Below are 16,728 nucleotides of genomic sequence, written 5' to 3'. Positions count from 1 at the left end.
ATCCAGACGAATTGGGGATCTCCGACGCTCGGCAGAGCTAAGCTTCGCCCGCGGCCGGCTGCCTTCGCCGTTAGTTATAGCCTTGGCCGCCAGCGCCAAAGCGCTCATCCCGTCGGCCTTTAATCCAGGCAATCCCGGTATGACCTGAAACTCCCGCGCGCGGCAATCCGGCGAGTCAATTCGCCTGTCGAACGCGGTTTAACAGCCCTGCGACGGCGTCGCGGATCGCGGAAAATCGCGCCGTCAGATCATTTCCGAAGCGCGACCAGAGGCGCACACGATTGTTGTCCTTCATGGCGACGATGCGAAAGCCATCGAACTTTATTTCGTGCACCCACTCCGGCCGCTCGGGGCGTGCGCAGCGCGCGTTGGCTCCGCCGGAGGGATAAATCCCGCAGGACGCCTGTGGCGGTTGCGAGCGGAGAAGTTTAGCCAATCCATACCGGCGATGTTGGGGAGAGGATCACGAAGTCCAACCGTCGCCGTTAGGCGCCGCGAGAGCGGAAAAAAGCTCCGCCCGATACTCGCGGGCGGAGCCCCGGCGCAGCCGCTCAGCAGACCTGATGCCGCAGAAACGGCCGCGCCTCCCGCCCATCGGCCAGATTAGGTCAGTGATCGACGGACGTTCACCTCACAAAATGGAACCGGAAACGAACGCGGCAAGCTTCGCTTTGCAGACAGGTTGTCGGGGGCCAGGGGCGTGACGCTGAAAAAAGTCCCGCGGCCATGGACCGCGGGCAAGATCGCTGCGAAGTGTCGCTTACAAAAGGCAACTGCTCCTAATTAGGCGTGAAGCGCGCCAAGGCAAGCATGGCAGGCCCAGAGCTGACGGCGCTTGAGCGCGATGAGCATGTCGCCGAGTGGATCAGGCTGGCGGATAAAGTGGCGCAAGTTGCGCCAGTTTCTAAAGGTGGTCGCGGCAATGAGGGAGGCGTCCGCGAAGCCTCCCGTGATCTTGGTATAGACCGCGACGACGCCCGCCGCGCAACGAAGGTCGCAGCGCTGTCAGATGAGGCGAAGGATGCGGCGCGATAAGCTGGCTGTGACGACTACTGGAACGTCCTCCACTACGCCGCTTAAACCTCGCCCACGTCCGGCGACGCTTATCGGGCAAATGTTGGGCACAACGGCCAATATAGCGGGGATTTACATGCGTAACTTATTGATTTCATTGGCGCGCCCAAGGGGATTCGAACCCCTGTTATCGCCGTGAAAGGGCGACGAGCAGGCAGGGAGTTGCGAACCCTATCACCGGTCATTCCCAATGCTCTTCGAGATCCTCCTCTTCCGCGAAAAGAACGGCGTCGAGATCGGACTCGGGCTTTGGCCTCTCCAAGAGCCCCTTGTCTTCGAGCCGTTCGATGTCGGGGAGATCGCGCAGCGACGCGAGTCCGAAGACCTCCAGAAACTTCCTCGTCGTCACGTAGGCGAACGGCGCGCCGGGCTCCGGCGCGCGCAATGCGGCGTCGATCAGCCGATGGCGCTTGAGCGCTCCAATGACGTCGCGGCTGATTTCTCGCCCTGCAAACTGCGACAGCTCCGCGCGTGTCGCCGGCTGCAGATAGGCGATCGCCGTCACGGTGAGGAGTTCGGTCGGCGTCAGCGCTGGCGGTCCGGCGGCGCGGGCGCCGTTGTTCAAGACGCGAATAGCGTCGGCGTAGCGCGGTTTGGTGCGCAGTTGATAGCCGCCGGCGACGAGAACGAGGTCATAGGGCCTTGCCCGCAAATCTTCGCGAATGTCGCAAATCAAATCATCAAAATTGCAATCGCGCCCGACCAGTTTGGTGAGCGCGTCGCGCGTGACCGGCAACGGCGCGGCGAAGATCGCGGCTTCGACGCGCCCCATCCATTCGCGCCAGCGCATCGCCTGTGGCAGATCGGAAAGATCGGCGTCGAACAGCAAATCCCCGTCGCGCCGCGGCACACGACGGTTTGGCGGCGCACTGTCCTGTCGATGCGCCTTCATCGACGGCACGTCAACGTCCTCTGCATGTCACAGTCCGTAGAGCCGAAAATTGGCGCGACCGGAGAGTTCGCGCACGGCGCCAATGTCAATTTCGGTTTCAATGTGAGACCGACAGTTCTTGTTAATTCAGTAGGTTATGGCCGTTCAGTGTCATAACAAGTTCTGTTTCATATGAGACTGAAGCAAAAATTTTTCGGTTTCAAATGAGATCGGTCAACCGGTCGATCGACCGACGCGTCGTGCGGGCGTACGGACCTAACACTAATAATTTCATCAGCATTGCGCATCGACCGGTCAATGAACACCTGCAAACTTTTCGGCTTCATCTGACACTCGAGTCTCAAATGAGACCGAACAACCATCCCGAATAGCTCTCAGTCTCACATTGAAACCGAAATCGACACCAGATGCGCCTCACCCACGTCTCAGTGGCGTGAGTCGTCCTTTCGTCCTCAGGCGAGGGCGGCGACGCGCCTGTTGGCGAGGAGCTGGGCAATTTTCATGATGTTTTGCGCGGCGGCGGCGAGCAGACTTTGCCATCGCACGCGCAAGAGGCCCCGGAACCTCGCGTAACGGTGGCCAAAGAGCTGCTTGGCGTCGGCGAACGAGCGCTCCACCGTCTCCTTGCGCCGCTTGTAGATGAACTTGCCTTCGATCGTCAGCCGATGCGCGTCGACCCGTTCGCGCGCGTCCTGCCAGACATGGCGGGTGATGGTGCGCTCGGCCTTGGCGTTGCCGGTGCAGGACGACAGCAGCGGGCAGGCGCGGCACTCTTTGGGATCGGACTTGTAGTGGCGATAGCCAGTGCGGTCGGTCGTCGCCTAAGCGAGCGCCTGCCCTGAGGACAGCGGTAGACGTCGGCCTCGGGGTCATACCGAAAGGCGCTCTTCCTCACATGCCGGGCTTGGGCGGCGTCGGACAAGCGGTTCTTGCTATGCGCGGCGCGGTCTTCCTCGATCGCCGCGTCGAGCGCCGCCCAATAGTCGGCCCGCGACTTCTCCACCAGCGCCTTGTCGAACTTGTTCTTGTTGGCGCTCGCCTTCGGATGCGTCGAGTCGGTGTAGAGGACTTTCCCCGACACGAAGCCGTGCGCGATCGCCTGTTCGACGATGCGATTGAAAATGTCCTGTGCGACGCTTTCGTCCTAAAACCGGCGGCGGCGGTTCTGGCTCAGGGTCGAGGCGTCGAAAACAGCATCGGTCAGCTTCAACCGCAAAAACCAGCGGTAGGCGACATTGACCTCGATTTCGCGCACGAGCTGGCGCTCCGAGCGCACCCCGAAAAGATAGCCGATAAACAGCGCCTTAAACATCAAGGTCGGATCGAGCGGCGGGCGGCCGTTGTCGGGACAATAAAGCCCCGCCACGCGATCATGGATGAACGAAAAATCGATCGCCGCCTCGATCTTGCGAAGCAGGTGATCCGCGGGAACGAGCTCATCGAGCGTCACCATCTCGATCGCCGTCTGTTCAGGGCCGGACTTGCGAAGCATGACCTTAGCGAATCAAAAACCCCCGGCTCACGCCAGGGGTTTGTCAGCAGTCTGAACGCTCGGTCAGCTGAGCTGATCGAGCGCTTTGTGTTGGCCCGATGCAAGACGCGTTAAACCGCGTATAAAATCAGTTCTGCTTCGTGGCGACCGGCGCTTTTGACGGGGGCGCGACGACTGGCGGCTGTGCGGGCGACGCGCCATTGATCGGCTTGAATGCTTCCTTGGCGAGGCCCGAATACGTCTCGCCAATCTTGGTGGCGTAGGCCAGGAAATCGTCATAGGCGGATTTGGTGAAGTCCGACTGGAGCTGGATCGCCTCGTCGATCTTTTTCACGCCGATCAGCTTCTCGAAGAACGCCTGGCTTTTCTCGAAGGACACCTTTGCGTAGTCCGTCGTTTCGGCAGCAATGGCCTCTAGACCCTTGGTTGACGAGGTAAACACCGTGGCAAACGGAGCGCCGAGCGAAGCCGCGCCGAACGCTTTTGTCGCGGGGAAGTTGCTGAACATAGAGCATCCCTTTTTGGTCTAGGCGCGCGGGGCAATTCCCACGCAGCCGCGCAGGTTATGTGCGCTGCACAATGTGTCAATAATCATATTGCTTTGCAGCACAACCGAGCCGGTCGCGGCGCAACGGCTGCTTGAAGCGGAAGCAATAGCAAAGGCCGTGGGCTCGGCTCTCGGCCCAGTAAGCCCAATAGCTCGCCTGACCGAAACCGCTGCCGAGCCGCCGCCCGCCTTATGCGGCGGCATGGCTGATGGGGATGGCGTGACGCCCGCGCATGATCGGAAGGTTCACCAAAATGCGTCAATGCGCACCTCTATATATTCACAAAAGTTACAGGGCGGCGGGGGATTGCGTACGTCTTTGTTTTACTTGGCGCTCACTAGGTGACCCGAACCCCTGTTTTCGCCGTGAGAGCGCGACGAACGGACGTCGAATCGCGAGTGTTCTGTCGTCGGTCATTCCCAATGCTCCCCGACGTCGCTCTCCTCGGGATCCTCCTCTCCCGCGAAAAGAATGGCGTCGAGGTCGGCCTCGGGCTTTGGCATCTCCAAGAGCCCTTCGTCTTCGAGCCGTTCGATCTCGGGAAGCTCGCGCAGCGACGCGAGGCCGAAGACCTCCAGGAATTTCTTGGTCGTCACATAGGCGAAAGGCGCGCCTGGTTCCGGCGCGCGAAGAGCGCCGTCGATCAGCCCATGGCGCTTGAGCGCGCCGATCATGTCGCGGCTGATCTCCCGCCCAGCAAGACGGGACAAGTCGCTGCGCGTCGCGGGTTGCAGATAAGCGATCGCCGTCACGGCCAGGATCTCGGTCGGCGTCAGTTCGGGCGCGCCCGCATGGCGCAAGTCGTCGCCGCCCGCCGCCCGGATCGCCGGCGCGAAGCGCGGCTTGGTGCGCAATTGATAGCCGCCGGCGACAAAGACCAGCTCATAGGGCCGCGCGCGCAATTCGTCGCGGATGTCGGCGATAAGGTCATCGAGGTTGCAGGATGAACCAACGACTCTTGCAAGCGTTTCGCGCGGCACGGGGTTTCGCGCGGCAAAGATGACCGCTTCGACTCGCCCCATCCATTCCCGCCAGCGCGCGGCTTCTGGAAGGTCGGTCAGGAAGGGGGCCAAGTCGTCGTATGATTCCCGTTTTTTCGGACGGCCCATGATCGGCGCCTCTCATATTGCATCTTGTCGCGTTTGCTTTATGCGATTCGATTCCTGCGTGGCCCGAAAACGCTACAGTCCGTAGAGGCGGAAATTGGCGCGCCCCGAGACTTCACGCACAGCCCCAAGTTCGGTGAGCCGATCGAACAGACGCCGTGCGCCGCGGTCGGAGAGCTTGGCGTATTTCGCGGCGCGCGCCGGCGCGACGCAATCATCGGCGACCAACATGTCGATCACCCGCAACGCGCCCTTGGCGCGCAGCTTTGGCGCGGCGTCGAGAAGTTTTTGCGTCTGGCGCGACAAGGCGGCAGCGAGATCCATCGCCTCACCCGCGGCGAGCGCGTAGGCGCTCGCCAGCGCGTTCGACCAGTCGCGATCGTCCGGGCGCGGCCGACGTCCGTTTGGCTCGCGGCGTAATGTGGGGTGCGCGATCACCGTCGCCAGCAGCGCAACCGGCGCCTGCCAGCCGAGCTTTTGCGCCAGGGCTGCGTCGGCGAGCCAGAGCGCGAAGATTTCCGCGTCGATCGCCGGGACGGCCGGCAAATGATACATCGCCGCTGCGCTCACGCCCGCCGCCGCGGCGAGCGGGTCATTGGCGCTTGCCATCACGTCGCGCAAGGCGTCGGCGAGTTCTCGCACGTCTAAAACGTCTTGCGCTTCGAGATATTCGATGGCCACCGATAAGGTCGTTGCGTCAAATTTCACAGGACGCGTCACAAACAGCCGCCATAGCCGATGCACGCGTCCGGCGGGGCTGGTGTCGACGCCGGCGCCGGAAAGATGTTCGGCGTCGCGCAACGCCGCGTCGTCCTCGCGCAGCCTGGCGAGACGCGCGCAGGTCGCTGCGGCTTTCAGCGCGAGACGCTGGCGCAGCGCGCCGACGTAAACGGGTTCACCCCCATCGTCGCCAGATCGCAAAATCTGGTCGAGGGCGAGAAGATTGGCGCCGGCGAGGAAGGCCGCCGCGGGAGCGTCGTGGGCTGTCGCGTCGCGCCGCGCCCAACGCGGCAGCGGCTGAATTTCCGTCACATATTGCGAAAGCGCGGGCGCCGAACGACCGCTGTTGCGACCGCGCCGCGGCGGCACGGTCACAGCGGCGTCAAGCTCAAAGGAGTCGGACGAATCAGCTTCGAACATGGACAAAATCGTAGCCGCGGACCGCGTCTGGCGGCAAGTCGCAACGGCGCTTTATCGTTAAAATTCCGTCCCAATCCGCCGCCCTTGTCGTCTCTTTGCTATGTCCGATAATGTGGGCTTATCGGACATGATTCGAAAGGCCAACGACGCCGGGCGTGTCGCTCCGTTTTAATGAGCGGACGGCCAATCGAGGCGTCGGATTTTCGCGTCCGCCTTCCGGCTTAATTGGCGGACTGACGTCTTCACGCCGCCGGAAGCAGCCCCAGCCGGGCCCGTGGCGGTGAAATCGGCCGGTGTCGGACAGCCATAATTTGTGGGATTGGGCGATCGGCGCGGCGGGACCGCGCATAATTTCGGAATTCCGATTCACAATTCATGGGACAAGCCGCGCCGAAATTTGTGGGACTCGCGCATAATTTATGGAACTGAGCTGCAATCGACGCCGTCGCGGAGCCTTTCCAGCCGGCTGCGCGTCGGTCAGGCGTCGTAACTCGACGCCGATGCGACGGCGCGTCGCAGACGGCCAGGTCGTCAAAATACGACGCAGGTTCGTCTCCCCCTCGGCGTCGGCCACCGCCAGCGCCGCCGCCGCGTGTTCGACGGGATTTTCGGTCAGGCGCGCCACGCCGACGGCCAAAGCGTAGTTCTGTAAGAGCGAGCCGCACGCGAGAGCGGCGAGCCCCGGGCGAACTGGCTTGGCGAGCACGGGCGCGAAGCGATCATATTCCGGCGCGACGACAAGCAGGGCCTGGCGGACGATCGGTCGGATCAGAAACGCGTGGTTGGCGCGCCGCGCCTCCAGCGAAAGCCGCGGCTGCTCCGCCAGGGACGGCGGCGACGGGCGACGATAGGATGTGGTCAGGAACCGCAGCAGCTCCGGAACCGTCGGCGCGCTCGTCTCGCCGATGGCGTCCCGGTCCTCGGCCCAGGCCACGAAGCGAGCGGCGCCGCGCCTGGCGGGCGGATCGAGGCGTTCGAGAACGCGTTCGGGAAGAAAGCTCTCTATCGGCCGCTTCTCGCGCGCCCACAGCCGGACGCCGTGCACAGAACACCAAAACATCCAGGGCAGCGCCGCGCCCTTGCGGCCGATCGCGGGGGTCTTGGCGCAACGCGGGCAGAAATATCTCGCGCTCGGCGCGATCACGAAACGGGCATGCGGCGCCAGGCCGGCGAATGTCATGCCGTCGATCGTTTGCGCGCTCAGCCCGGCGCGCGTCGCGATCAAGGCCCCCTGCCCCGCCGACAGGCCCTGTTCGAGCGTCAGCGCCGAAACTCCCGCAAGCCCGAAATGGGCGAGCAGCGCGTTCGCCGACATGCCGTAAATCCCCGCAACCCGCGACAGCCATGACGACAGGCGCTCCTCGGCCGCCGGTCGCGGCGCGACGGGCAGAAGCGAGGCGAGCGCCGCCGCGTTCACACCGCCTCCCCGAGCAACGACGTCGTCTTGGCGTCCTCGAAATCGGATCCCCCGATCCGTTCCTCGCCGCTCACGATGGCGGCGACGGCCAGCCGCGTCATCAACGAGAAGATCGCCGCCGTGACGCCGCCCGTCGTCTCCAGGATGCTTTTGAGCGCCCGCTCGCCGATCTCGCTTTGCCGGCGCAACGGCAGCGTGCGCTGCAAACTTCCGATCAACGCCGCGAAATCCTGGTCGTTCCGCCAGGGCGGGAGCGCGATGGCCTCGAAGCGGCGCACGAGTTGCTCGTCGGTCTTGAGCGCATTGCGGGCCTGCTGGGTGCCGACGCAGACGAGCGGAATGCGCAGCTCGTTGCCCAGAAACCGCAGCATGTTGAGGAACCGCGCCTGCTCGCGCACCGTGCCCGCCTGGAGGCTATGCACCTCGTCGATGACCAGCATGCCCGGCTGCGCCTGCTCCAGCACGCGCAGCGCCACATTCTCCAACGCGCCGAGCGTCGGCCGGGTCGGCTCCGGCGCGCCGATCGCCGCGAGCAGCCGCTTGTAAAACCGCGCTTCGTCCGGCCCCGAGACCATCTGGACGAGCACGACCGGCATCCGCTTGAGCCCATTGACGGCGTCGAAATAAGCGGGGTGATCGCGCGCAAACTTTTCGACGATCATCGTCTTGCCCATGCCGGACTCGCCGACGATCAGCAGATTGGGCATGCGGGCGCGTCGGGGAAACGAGATCAGATCCTCGAGCATCGCCAGCGCCTGCTGCGCCCGCGGATAATTGATCCAGCGGTCGGCGCGAATCCGCCGCAATCGCTCTTCCGAACTCAGCGCGGCGATTGGACGGCTCGCGGCGAACAAATGCTCGAAATCTTCAGTCATCCCATTCCTCCACCTCGAAATAGGGCAGGACCAGCGGCGGGTCCGCCGCCCGCGGCGCGGCGGCCTGCGGGGCCTCGATCGTCTTCGGCGGCTGCGGTCTGGGACGCCGCGCCGCGTCGCGCCGCATCGCCTTGGTGGCGCGCACCGCCTCGTCCACCAGAGCGCGCTGAGCGAGGATCGTCGAAAAGATCTGTTCCTCGTCGACCGCCCGGCGGCCCGCCGCGCGCAGCGCCCGCAACGCCGCCCGCTGCTCCCAAAGCGCAATGGAAGGCCGCGTTCGATCGGCCGGGCGCGCTTCGAGATACCCCTCACCCACCCGCACGAAGACCACCGAGAGGTCGCGCGGATCGTATTTCACCGTGAGTTTTTCCGGGCCCCGCCCCATGTGCCAGCGCAGCTCGTCAGACCAGTAGCGGATGTGATGGAGATGCAGGCCGTCACGCTGCAAAACGCGCCGCTCGGCGGGAAGGAAATCGATCAGGAACCGCCTGACGTCGTTTGGCATGCGCACCGCAACTTCTTCGATGCGCGCCTGCCAGACCGCCGCCGGCGGCGCCCCGAGCGCCTTGTGGATCCGCGCTTGATAGGCCCCGACGATTTCCAGGGCGAAATAGGTCTCGAGTTCGCGCAGGGTCATCACCGCCTGCCGCTCCGGATCGAGATCGCCGCGCTCGCGGATGTTGGAAAAATGCGACCCTGGAATGAGATGGACCGCCCCCATCATCGTTCCAATCAGCCGCTCGATATGGCCGCCGAAGCGGGGCGTTCCTGGCGGTCGATAGGCGAGGTCCACGCCGTGCTCGGCGCAGCCGCGCTCGAAGGCTAAGGCATGGAATTCGGCGCCGTTGTCGACATGAATGACGTGTGGAACGCCCCGCGCGGGCCATTCGGCCTCGATCCCGCGCGCCGCCAACCAACTCGTCTTGTCCATCACCGCATGGGTCAGGCACAGCGCGACCGCCGTCAGCGAGGGCGGATCGAGCGACAGATGAAATCCCATCGCCATCCGCGTGGCGACGTCGATCGCCAGCGTCAGCGTCGGGCGGCCGATGGGAAGCCGCGTGACGGGATCCACCACAGTCACGTCCACCTTGGTGTGGTCCATCTGCACGATCGCCAGCGGCGCGGTCGCTTCCAGCGATCCCGGCGTCGCCAGAAAAATCGGCTCCGACTTGCCCTTGCCTTCGCGCCGTCGGAGCAGTTCGGCCTCGTCCTGGCGATCGAGCCATCGACGCAGGCGGCGCATGGACGGAACCGGCAATTCCTGGCGCCGACAATCGGCGGCGACCTCGGCCCAGAACCGCGTCAGCGTGGGACGCCGCCGCGTCGCGTAAAACTCTCGGAAATGCATCTCGACGATGGCGAGAACATCGGGCGCCAGCGGACGCATCCCGGAATGCGGGCCGCGACGGCGCGGCGCCAGCTCACTGGTTCGAGCACTCTCTCGAAACCGCTTCAACCAGCGAAACAGTGTCGTCCGGCCGACCCCGAGCGCCGCCATGGCGTCGCGGATTTGCTCGCCCGAAGGCCGCTCTGGCAGCTTGGAGAGAACCTCGGCCCGCCGTTGCGCCGCCGCCCATTCGTTCGGGTCGATGTCGCCAATATCCATGGACAGCCTTGCCGTCTCGCAGCAATCTGGTTCCACAAATTACGAATCAAACTCGACGCCAGTCCCTGAAATTCTGAATCGATCCCAAAATTATGCAACAGGAAAATCCAAAGATTCCAATGACTGGGAGTCCCAGAAATTGCGACAGTCCGACACCGATGGCCAATACGGACGACGAACTGGAAGACGTCGGCGGCCCGCTCACTGAACGCGCCCCCTCCCCCCACCTCGCCGCGCTCGGCGAAAAGGCCCGCGACTACGCCCGCAACGCCCGCGCCGACAACACTAGGCGCGCCTATGACGCGGATTGGCGGCAGTTCGCCGCCTGGCTGCGCCGGCAAGGCCTCGATCCCCTGCCCCCAGACCCGCAGACCGTCGGCCTCTATCTCGCCGACTGTATGGAAGACTCGCCCGGCCGGCCCGCGTTGAGCGTCGCCTCGCTCGAACGCCGGCTCGCTGGCATCTGCTGGCGCTACCGCCAGCTCGGGGAGCCGCTCGATGCGCGCGATCGGCATATTTCGACGGTGCTCGCCGGCATTCGCCGCGCCCATGCGCAACCGCCAGCCCAGAAAGAGGCGATTTTCGCCGACGAGCTCATCGCCATGCTGGCGACGCTCGATTTGGATCTGCGCGGGTTGCGCGATCGCGCCATTCTGGCGATCGGCTTCGCCGGCGGCCTACGCCGCTCGGAGATCGTCGGCCTCGATTGCGGGCCCGATCAGACCGAGGATGGAACTGGCTGGATCGAGATTTTTCCTCCTGGCGCCGAAGTTTCGAGCGCCAGAAAAGACTCCGCCAATGTTTCGAGCGGCGGCAAAAGGACTGGCGCGGATATATCCAACGCCAGCAACAACGACGGCGGCGTGGTGCTGCAGATTTTTGGCAAGACCGGCTGGCGCGAGGTCGAAGTCGGCCGCGGCTCGCGTCCCGAAACCTGCCCCGTCACCCTGCTCGAGACCTGGATGCGGCTCGGCCGGATCAGTCACGGCCCCCTCTTCCGCCCGATTGCGCGCAAGAATGGCGGCGTGTCGCCCGAGCGGCTCACGGACAAGCACGTCGCCCGTTTGGTCCAGAAAACCGCCCTCGCCGCCGGCATTCGCGGCGATCTGACCGAAGGCCAACGACGGCTGGCCTTCTCCGGCCATTCCCTGCGCGCCGGGCTCGCCTCCTCGGCGCAGATCGAGGAGGCGCATGTGCAAAAGCACCTCGGACACGCCAGCCCCGAAATGACCCGGCGCTACCAAAGGAAACGTGACCGATTTAGGGTTAACCTGACCAAGGCGGCGGGGTTGTAACCGACGGCGTTCGCGTCGGCCTTCACTGCGCGCGGCTGATATAGACCGCCGCGGCGACCTCTGGTATTAATACCCCTTTGGGGTATATTACGCCGATGAAAAGCGCGTCGCTGATCACCGTTGTCGAGACGGCGCCCTATCTGGCCGACGCGGTCCAGCTGATGGACGAGGCTGAAAGGATCGACGTGGTCAACACGATCGCTGCCGATCCTCAAGCAGGAGACGTGATCCCAGGCACAGGTGGCTTGCGAAAAGTTCGCATTCCGCTGAAAGGCCGGGGAAAGAGAGGCGGAGCGCGGCTCATCACCTTCTTTCACGACGCAGACATGCCGGTGTTTCTCATCGCGGTCTACGCCAAGAATGTGCAAGCCGATCTCGACTCCAGACAACGGAAGGCGGCGGCGGCGCTCACCACGGCAATTCGCGCCCAGTTCGGGAGGTAGCGGTATGGACGGCAAGGATTTCGGCAAGCTGATCGCGGGCCTCGAAGATGCTCTGGCCTACGCGAAAGGACGTAAAAGCCCCGGCGCGCGCGCGCATCGCGTCAAGGTCGATCGCTCCTTCATCGCAGAAACCCGTCTTAAGGCGGGTCTGACGCAGGAAGAATTCGCAAAGGTCACCGGCGCCTCTCTGGGGACGGTGCGCAAATGGGAACGCGGCGAACGTTCGCCGTCCGGCGCCGCCGGCATGTTGGTGCGCATTCTCGCGCGTGATCCGGCCCTGGTGATCAAGGAGGCGGGTCTTGCAAAGACCGTCACCCGCCGGCGCTCGAGCCGGTCCGACAAAGCCGCATGACCCAACTTTCCAGGAAATTACAGGCTTGGTTCACCCAGACAAAGGCGATGCGTGGACAGAAAGCGTTCCAGGAATCAAGGGCGCACCCGTTATCAAGGGCACACGCATCACTGTCCATGTCATCGAAGCGCGGTTATCGAACGTCGAAAGTCTCGACGAGATCGCCGCAGAGAACCTGATGTGCCGCGTGAAGCTTTAGCGGCGGCCGCGCTCTTCGCCAAAGCGCATCCCCTCCCCGGCTGAGCCCAGATTACGGCGCGCCGGCCGGGAATCTGATGGTCGCCATCGTCGATCACGATCTCGATTTGGCGCGCAAGGCCTACCGGCGTTTCATTGCCTGTCGTCGGCCGATTGAGGAGCCGAAGCCTCCGCGAATGGCGGCAACTGACCATAGGTCGCGGCGGCGGTGAGCGCCTGCGCGGCGATGTCGCCCGAACGGGTCAACAGGTCGGCGGGCGACGCCTTCCCCTCCGCCGCCAGTGGGCCAAGCTCGATGATTTTAATCAGCGCATCGCAAAGGATGGCGAGTTGGGTCGTCGTGTCGGTCATCGCGTCCGCGCTCCCTCGATCGGCAACGATAATCGCCAATTCCACGGCAGTGAAACCCCACGCCAAAAGTCGGATCATCCCGCTTGCCGACGTTCCCGCGCCGCCTTTGCCGCCTTGCCGCGCAGCAGCGCCATCAGCACCGGCCCCAGCGAAAACTCCCCTTCCCTCGCCTTCCCGGTCAAAACGCGCAAATAGCCGCCGGCGGATTTGATTTCCTCGCCCCGCTGCAGGATCGAGGCGATGACGATCGAGGCGTCATGCTCGCCCAAGACGTCGAGCGCCTGTTTCCAGGCGTCTGGTGAGACGCCGAGCGCCGATCGGACGATCGCTGCGGCGTCGATGAGGTCGCGCCAACAAGAAATCTCGCCACCCTTCCCGTAATCGACGATGTCCGGACAGGCTTGCAGCACCATCCCGAGCGGATAGGTTCGCGCCAACGACGCTTGCCGCTCCCCGTTTCCTGAACCAAGAACCTCGGTTGTTGAAGCCTCTGCCCTATCGGCGCCCGGGTCTTTCGGCATTGACCCGGGCGCTTCGGCCCTGCCTTTTCGAAGGCTAGGTTCAAGATCAGGAATATTTGTGATTTGATTCTGTATATGGCGCTCAGTCTGAGACTCATTGGCGCTTCTTTTTTGCTCTTTGACGTGTGTTTCGAGCAGCTTCTGGATTTCGGCAGCGAAGCCCGCCAGTTCGCCCGCCAAAGCCTCCAGCCCGGTTCTTCCGAGGCTGCGCAAATAGCGCGCCGAGAGGGCCTGATAACGCCCGTAAAGGCCTTCCCAGTCGCTGATGTCCTGCCCGTCAATCGATATCAGCGCGAAACGAACGCCCTCCTCGATCCCCGTCTCGATCATCTTGACGATGTCGCGCCGCGCCAGCGTGATCCTTTCCCGCAATAGGGCGATCGCGCGGTTTTCGGCGCGCACTTCCTCGGCGAGGTTTTCGATCTCGGCCGCGCGCGCGATCAGCGGCGTCAGATCGAAGCCGAAGGCGCTTTCAATCTCGCCGCCCTGCCCGCGCCGCGCGAAGCGTTTGCCGTTGGGCGAGTCGCGCCGGATGATCAGCCCCGCCTCGACGAGCGACGCCAAATGCCGGCGCAGCGTCGCCGGCGCCATGCCATGGGCGCGGATCGAGAGCTCCCGGTTGGATGGGAACACGATGACGCCGGCGCCGGCAGAGTTATCCTCGCTCTCCGATTTTGGATCGCGTTCGGGCAGCGTCAGCGCGGTTTCCTGATGGAAGCTGAGCAGCGCGTGCAGCACCGACAAAGCGCGGTCGGTGACGCCGATCGGCTCCTTGGCTTCCGTGAGCGCGCGAAACAGCCGCCATTTATGGACGACGGTCTCGGACGCGTCGGGTTTCGCCGCGAAATCTCGCGTCGCCGCCTGCGCCGCCACCATGGCGAGCGAAAGCGGCCGCCGCCCGAAGGGCGTCGTTGGATGTGTGCGCATGATCCTTTGCCTCGTTCAGGCAAAAGAAATCCGCTCGCCGAAAATTGGCGCCAAGACTCTTGACAGTGATTCGCGGAAGTGAGATTCTCGGAGTGCTGAAATCAGAGAAAGGCTTCCGGGCGGCGACGTTCGGGGGCTTTTTTCTTTTGCGGTTTAGTCTCCTGTTTCAGATTGACCTTCATTCGCGCCGGGTTAGAGCGCAAAAGGCCGGGAGAGGCGTCTCGGCGGATGAGCCTTATGAAGCGACATCATCGACGGCTTCCGCCTTTTTTCTGAAGGACGCGTAGAGTTCAGGCAGCTCAGCGAGCAAATATTGCGCGAACCCCGCCGCGACTTGTTTATCGATCGCAAGCATCAGAGTCAGAGGCTCATCTCTTGCGTTGCCGAATTTGGCTCCATCCTTGGCTTTCAAGGCAAAGGAACGAACGATCTTGCTCTTTGCAAGTTTCGGAGCCAGAGCGGCGAAGACGCGCTCAAACTTTGCGTCGGACGTCGCCGCCGAAAATTCTTCCTTCGCCATCTCTGAGCGAGCGAGCGCCAAAGCGCCATTGCGTTCGAGACGCGTCGAGAGTTCCGCCCAGCGATCACGTCCAACTGACGGCGCCGAACCGATACCCTCGATGATATCTTGCGGGATCTTCACGGCCGCGGAAATCAGACGCGAGAGACCGGTCTTATCGACGGTCAACGCCGCCATGATGATCTCCCGCGAATAGCCCGACTGTTCGAGGCGCGCGGCAAAAAGCGCCTTCTCGATGAAGGAGAGATCCTTGCGCGCGCTGTTTTCCTGACCTTGCGCGACCACGAGTTGTTCGTCGCTGAGCGGCTTCACGACCGCGCGGACATTGCGCCCAAGTTCGGCGAGCGCGAAAAGCCGGCGCCGTCCATAGGCGATCTGGTAACGCCCCTCCTTTACCGGGTGTGGGCGCACGAGCACGGGAACTTGTTGGCCATGCTCGCGGATCGACTCGACGAGCGCGCGATGATGCTCCTCCGAGGTTTCCAAACGATCGGAAACGAATGAGGCCTCGATGAGATCCGGCGCGATATCAACAATGGAGTGCGCCTTGAGCTGCTCAATTGAGCGGCTTACCGCGCCTATCGCCCCGCGCGTGCCGAGGACGCCCAGATGTGCCGCAGCAGAAGGCTGGCGGGATGCGTCGGTCGTCACTTGAGTGTCCGAGTTGCCGGCCGGCAACAAAACGCCCGTGAGGCCTGCCAGCAAGTTCTTTCGCGCCATTAGCCTCTTCCCCATGCGCTGCGGATGAGCTGTTCGATTTCGCCATTGACGCTATCGAGCGCCTCGATAGCGCGGTCGTAAGTCGAGCGAGTGAACTGGTCCCTGCTCACCTCGTAAAGCGTCTGCTTGGTAATGCCGGCGTCGGCTATCGCCGTGCTCTTGAGCATTGGAAAATTGAGCACATGCTCCCCGAACATTGAGCGCATGAAGGACACCATCTGGTTCTGCGGACCGTCGCCAGGCTCATAGCGAGTGACTAGATACCGCATCCAGTCGTACCCCATATTGCCGCCGGCCTTGGCGACGACGCCGAGAAGGTCGGACGTCATGATCAAGAACTGGCACATCGACATGACGTCGAGCATTTGTGGATGAACTGTCACCAACACGGCGGTCGCGGCGCACATCGCCGACATGGTCAAAAATCCGAGTTGAGGCGGGCAATCGATTACAACGACGTCATACTGGTCGGCGACCGAGGCGAGCGCAGAGTCCATACGCGTGAAAAACATCGACTCGACATGGCGATCGGTCATGAGAGCCTTTGGCGTCTCGTGCTCGAATTCCATGAGTTCGAGGTTGCCGGGGATGAGGCTTAAATTGTCAAAGTAGGTTTTCCGAACGATGTCGCTGAGGGGTCGCCTCCTGTCGTCGTAGCGGATCGCCCCGTAGAGGGTCTCATTCTCTCCGACGTCGAATTCTGGCTGAACGCCGTGCAGCGCGGAGAGGCTTGCCTGGGGATCGAGGTCGATCGCAAGCACCCTGTAGCCGCGAAGCACGAGATATTGGGCGAGGTGAGCTGCCGTGGTGGTCTTGCCGCTGCCGCCTTTGAAATTGACGACAGAGATGACCTGCAAATGCTCCGCGCCGTTTCGAAAAGGAATATATTTGCGGTCGGGCTTGCTGCTGGCGTCGAGATATACGCGTAAAGACTGGATGTCGCCGATGGTGTACGAGCGGCGGCCATTTGGACCGACCTCGACGGCTGGGCCTTTCTTCTCTAAAGACAGGCGGCGCAAATAGCCGTCATTAACCCCGATCAGTTTTGCAGCCTCGAGCGACGAGAATCGTCGTAAAGTCTTCTTCGCCTCAGGAGGGAAGAGTTGCAGCCGATGCGCTTGGAGACGAGCCGAAAGCTCCCGCGCATGGGCGCCGACAAGTTCGTTGATCGCATTCGATCGAAACTGGAGAGCAGGGGTGTCCACGGCAAATCTCGTTAGGCACGCTTTCTAGCGCAATCGGCGTCGT

The 16,728-nt window shown here is 63.2% G+C and carries 16 protein-coding genes and 1 pseudogene; 4 read left to right on the top strand and 13 right to left on the bottom strand.

Annotated features, from left to right (window positions below):
* Positions 1-175: 175 nt before the first annotated feature.
* The 9 genes and pseudogenes from NEI07_RS19805 to NEI07_RS18345 all read right to left on the bottom strand — a co-directional run bounded on the left by NEI07_RS19805 (position 176) and on the right by NEI07_RS18345 (position 10,153).
* Positions 176-436: an ATP-dependent DNA ligase gene (locus tag NEI07_RS19805; protein WP_305123953.1), complete on the bottom strand. Its 261-nt coding sequence runs from the start codon at positions 434-436 to the stop codon at positions 176-178.
* Between the two features lie 819 nt (positions 437-1,255).
* Entirely contained in the window at positions 1,256-1,966 is a 711-nt protein-coding gene (gene scpB, locus NEI07_RS18380; protein ID WP_256036639.1) for an SMC-Scp complex subunit ScpB, read from the bottom strand.
* Between the two features lie 452 nt (positions 1,967-2,418).
* Positions 2,419-3,458, bottom strand: a pseudogene (locus NEI07_RS18375) (transposase).
* 127 nt (positions 3,459-3,585) lie between these two features.
* Positions 3,586-3,966 (bottom strand): phasin family protein, encoded by a 381-nt coding sequence (locus tag NEI07_RS18370; protein ID WP_256036630.1) that lies wholly within the window; start codon positions 3,964-3,966, stop codon positions 3,586-3,588.
* Between the two features lie 453 nt (positions 3,967-4,419).
* On the bottom strand, positions 4,420-5,115 hold the full coding sequence (gene scpB / locus NEI07_RS18365) for an SMC-Scp complex subunit ScpB (RefSeq protein WP_256036627.1): 696 nt from the start codon (positions 5,113-5,115) through the stop codon (positions 4,420-4,422).
* A gap of 72 nt (positions 5,116-5,187) precedes the next feature.
* A complete protein-coding gene (locus NEI07_RS18360; protein WP_256036624.1) occupies positions 5,188-6,252 on the bottom strand; it encodes a DUF1403 family protein in 1,065 nt (354 codons plus the stop codon).
* Positions 6,253-6,625: 373 nt separating this feature from the next.
* Positions 6,626-7,669, bottom strand: coding sequence for a TniQ family protein (locus tag NEI07_RS18355; protein WP_256036621.1), 1,044 nt, complete (start codon positions 7,667-7,669; stop codon positions 6,626-6,628).
* The gene (locus NEI07_RS18350) at positions 7,666-8,544 is read right to left on the bottom strand and encodes a TniB family NTP-binding protein (protein WP_256036619.1); all 879 of its coding nucleotides are present in this window, start codon (positions 8,542-8,544) and stop codon (positions 7,666-7,668) included. Before NEI07_RS18350 ends, NEI07_RS18355 begins: the two co-directional genes overlap by 4 nt.
* A complete protein-coding gene (locus tag NEI07_RS18345; RefSeq protein ID WP_256036617.1) occupies positions 8,537-10,153 on the bottom strand; it encodes a Mu transposase C-terminal domain-containing protein in 1,617 nt (538 codons plus the stop codon). The genes NEI07_RS18350 and NEI07_RS18345 overlap by 8 nt, the downstream gene beginning before the upstream one ends.
* A gap of 158 nt (positions 10,154-10,311) precedes the next feature.
* Here NEI07_RS18345 and NEI07_RS18340 point away from each other — a divergent pair, with 158 nt between their 5' ends.
* The 4 genes from NEI07_RS18340 to NEI07_RS18325 all read left to right on the top strand — a co-directional run bounded on the left by NEI07_RS18340 (position 10,312) and on the right by NEI07_RS18325 (position 12,442).
* Entirely contained in the window at positions 10,312-11,448 is a 1,137-nt protein-coding gene (locus tag NEI07_RS18340) for a site-specific integrase (RefSeq protein WP_256036615.1), read from the top strand.
* Between the two features lie 95 nt (positions 11,449-11,543).
* On the top strand, positions 11,544-11,891 hold the full coding sequence (locus NEI07_RS18335; protein WP_256036612.1) for a type II toxin-antitoxin system RelE/ParE family toxin: 348 nt from the start codon (positions 11,544-11,546) through the stop codon (positions 11,889-11,891).
* 4 nt (positions 11,892-11,895) lie between these two features.
* Positions 11,896-12,243, top strand: coding sequence for a helix-turn-helix domain-containing protein (locus NEI07_RS18330; RefSeq protein WP_018409465.1), 348 nt, complete (start codon positions 11,896-11,898; stop codon positions 12,241-12,243).
* Positions 12,244-12,268: 25 nt separating this feature from the next.
* Positions 12,269-12,442 (top strand): DUF433 domain-containing protein, encoded by a 174-nt coding sequence (locus tag NEI07_RS18325; protein ID WP_256036610.1) that lies wholly within the window; start codon positions 12,269-12,271, stop codon positions 12,440-12,442.
* Between the two features lie 131 nt (positions 12,443-12,573).
* Here the strand turns inward: NEI07_RS18325 and NEI07_RS18320 are convergent, their stop codons facing one another.
* The 4 genes from NEI07_RS18320 to repA all read right to left on the bottom strand — a co-directional run bounded on the left by NEI07_RS18320 (position 12,574) and on the right by repA (position 16,685).
* Positions 12,574-12,792 carry a hypothetical protein gene (locus NEI07_RS18320; protein WP_256036608.1) on the bottom strand — a complete coding sequence of 73 codons (219 nt, stop codon included), beginning with the start codon at positions 12,790-12,792 and terminating at the stop codon, positions 12,574-12,576.
* Between the two features lie 74 nt (positions 12,793-12,866).
* Positions 12,867-14,240, bottom strand: coding sequence for a plasmid replication protein RepC (gene repC, locus NEI07_RS18315; RefSeq protein WP_256036605.1), 1,374 nt, complete (start codon positions 14,238-14,240; stop codon positions 12,867-12,869).
* A gap of 235 nt (positions 14,241-14,475) precedes the next feature.
* A complete protein-coding gene (gene repB, locus NEI07_RS18310) occupies positions 14,476-15,480 on the bottom strand; it encodes a plasmid partitioning protein RepB (protein WP_256036604.1) in 1,005 nt (334 codons plus the stop codon).
* Entirely contained in the window at positions 15,480-16,685 is a 1,206-nt protein-coding gene (repA, locus tag NEI07_RS18305) for a plasmid partitioning protein RepA (RefSeq protein WP_256036601.1), read from the bottom strand. Before repA ends, repB begins: the two co-directional genes overlap by 1 nt.
* Positions 16,686-16,728 lie beyond the last annotated feature (43 nt).

It is taken from the genome of Methylocystis suflitae (assembly GCF_024448135.1).
Lineage (GTDB): Bacteria > Pseudomonadota > Alphaproteobacteria > Rhizobiales > Beijerinckiaceae > Methylocystis > Methylocystis suflitae.
Note: the sequence above shows the minus strand (reverse complement) of the source record. Positions and strands in the feature narration are given on the sequence as shown.

Bases quoted from the DNA above. Each gene is read 5' to 3' on its own strand.
- NEI07_RS18370 (WP_256036630.1), bottom strand. From the start codon at position 3,966: ATGTTCAGCAACTTCCCCGCGACAAAAGCGTTCGGCGCGGCTTCGCTC.
- NEI07_RS18335 (WP_256036612.1), top strand. From the start codon at position 11,544: ATGAAAAGCGCGTCGCTGATCACCGTTGTCGAGACGGCGCCCTATCTG.
- NEI07_RS18350 (WP_256036619.1), bottom strand. From the start codon at position 8,544: ATGACTGAAGATTTCGAGCATTTGTTCGCCGCGAGCCGTCCAATCGCC.
- scpB (WP_256036639.1), bottom strand. From the start codon at position 1,966: ATGAAGGCGCATCGACAGGACAGTGCGCCGCCAAACCGTCGTGTGCCG.
- scpB (WP_256036627.1), bottom strand. From the start codon at position 5,115: ATGGGCCGTCCGAAAAAACGGGAATCATACGACGACTTGGCCCCCTTC.
- NEI07_RS18345 (WP_256036617.1), bottom strand. From the start codon at position 10,153: ATGGATATTGGCGACATCGACCCGAACGAATGGGCGGCGGCGCAACGG.
- NEI07_RS18360 (WP_256036624.1), bottom strand. From the start codon at position 6,252: ATGTTCGAAGCTGATTCGTCCGACTCCTTTGAGCTTGACGCCGCTGTG.
- NEI07_RS18320 (WP_256036608.1), bottom strand. From the start codon at position 12,792: ATGACCGACACGACGACCCAACTCGCCATCCTTTGCGATGCGCTGATT.
- repC (WP_256036605.1), bottom strand. From the start codon at position 14,240: ATGCGCACACATCCAACGACGCCCTTCGGGCGGCGGCCGCTTTCGCTC.
- repB (WP_256036604.1), bottom strand. From the start codon at position 15,480: ATGGCGCGAAAGAACTTGCTGGCAGGCCTCACGGGCGTTTTGTTGCCG.
- NEI07_RS18330 (WP_018409465.1), top strand. From the start codon at position 11,896: ATGGACGGCAAGGATTTCGGCAAGCTGATCGCGGGCCTCGAAGATGCT.
- NEI07_RS18340 (WP_256036615.1), top strand. From the start codon at position 10,312: ATGGCCAATACGGACGACGAACTGGAAGACGTCGGCGGCCCGCTCACT.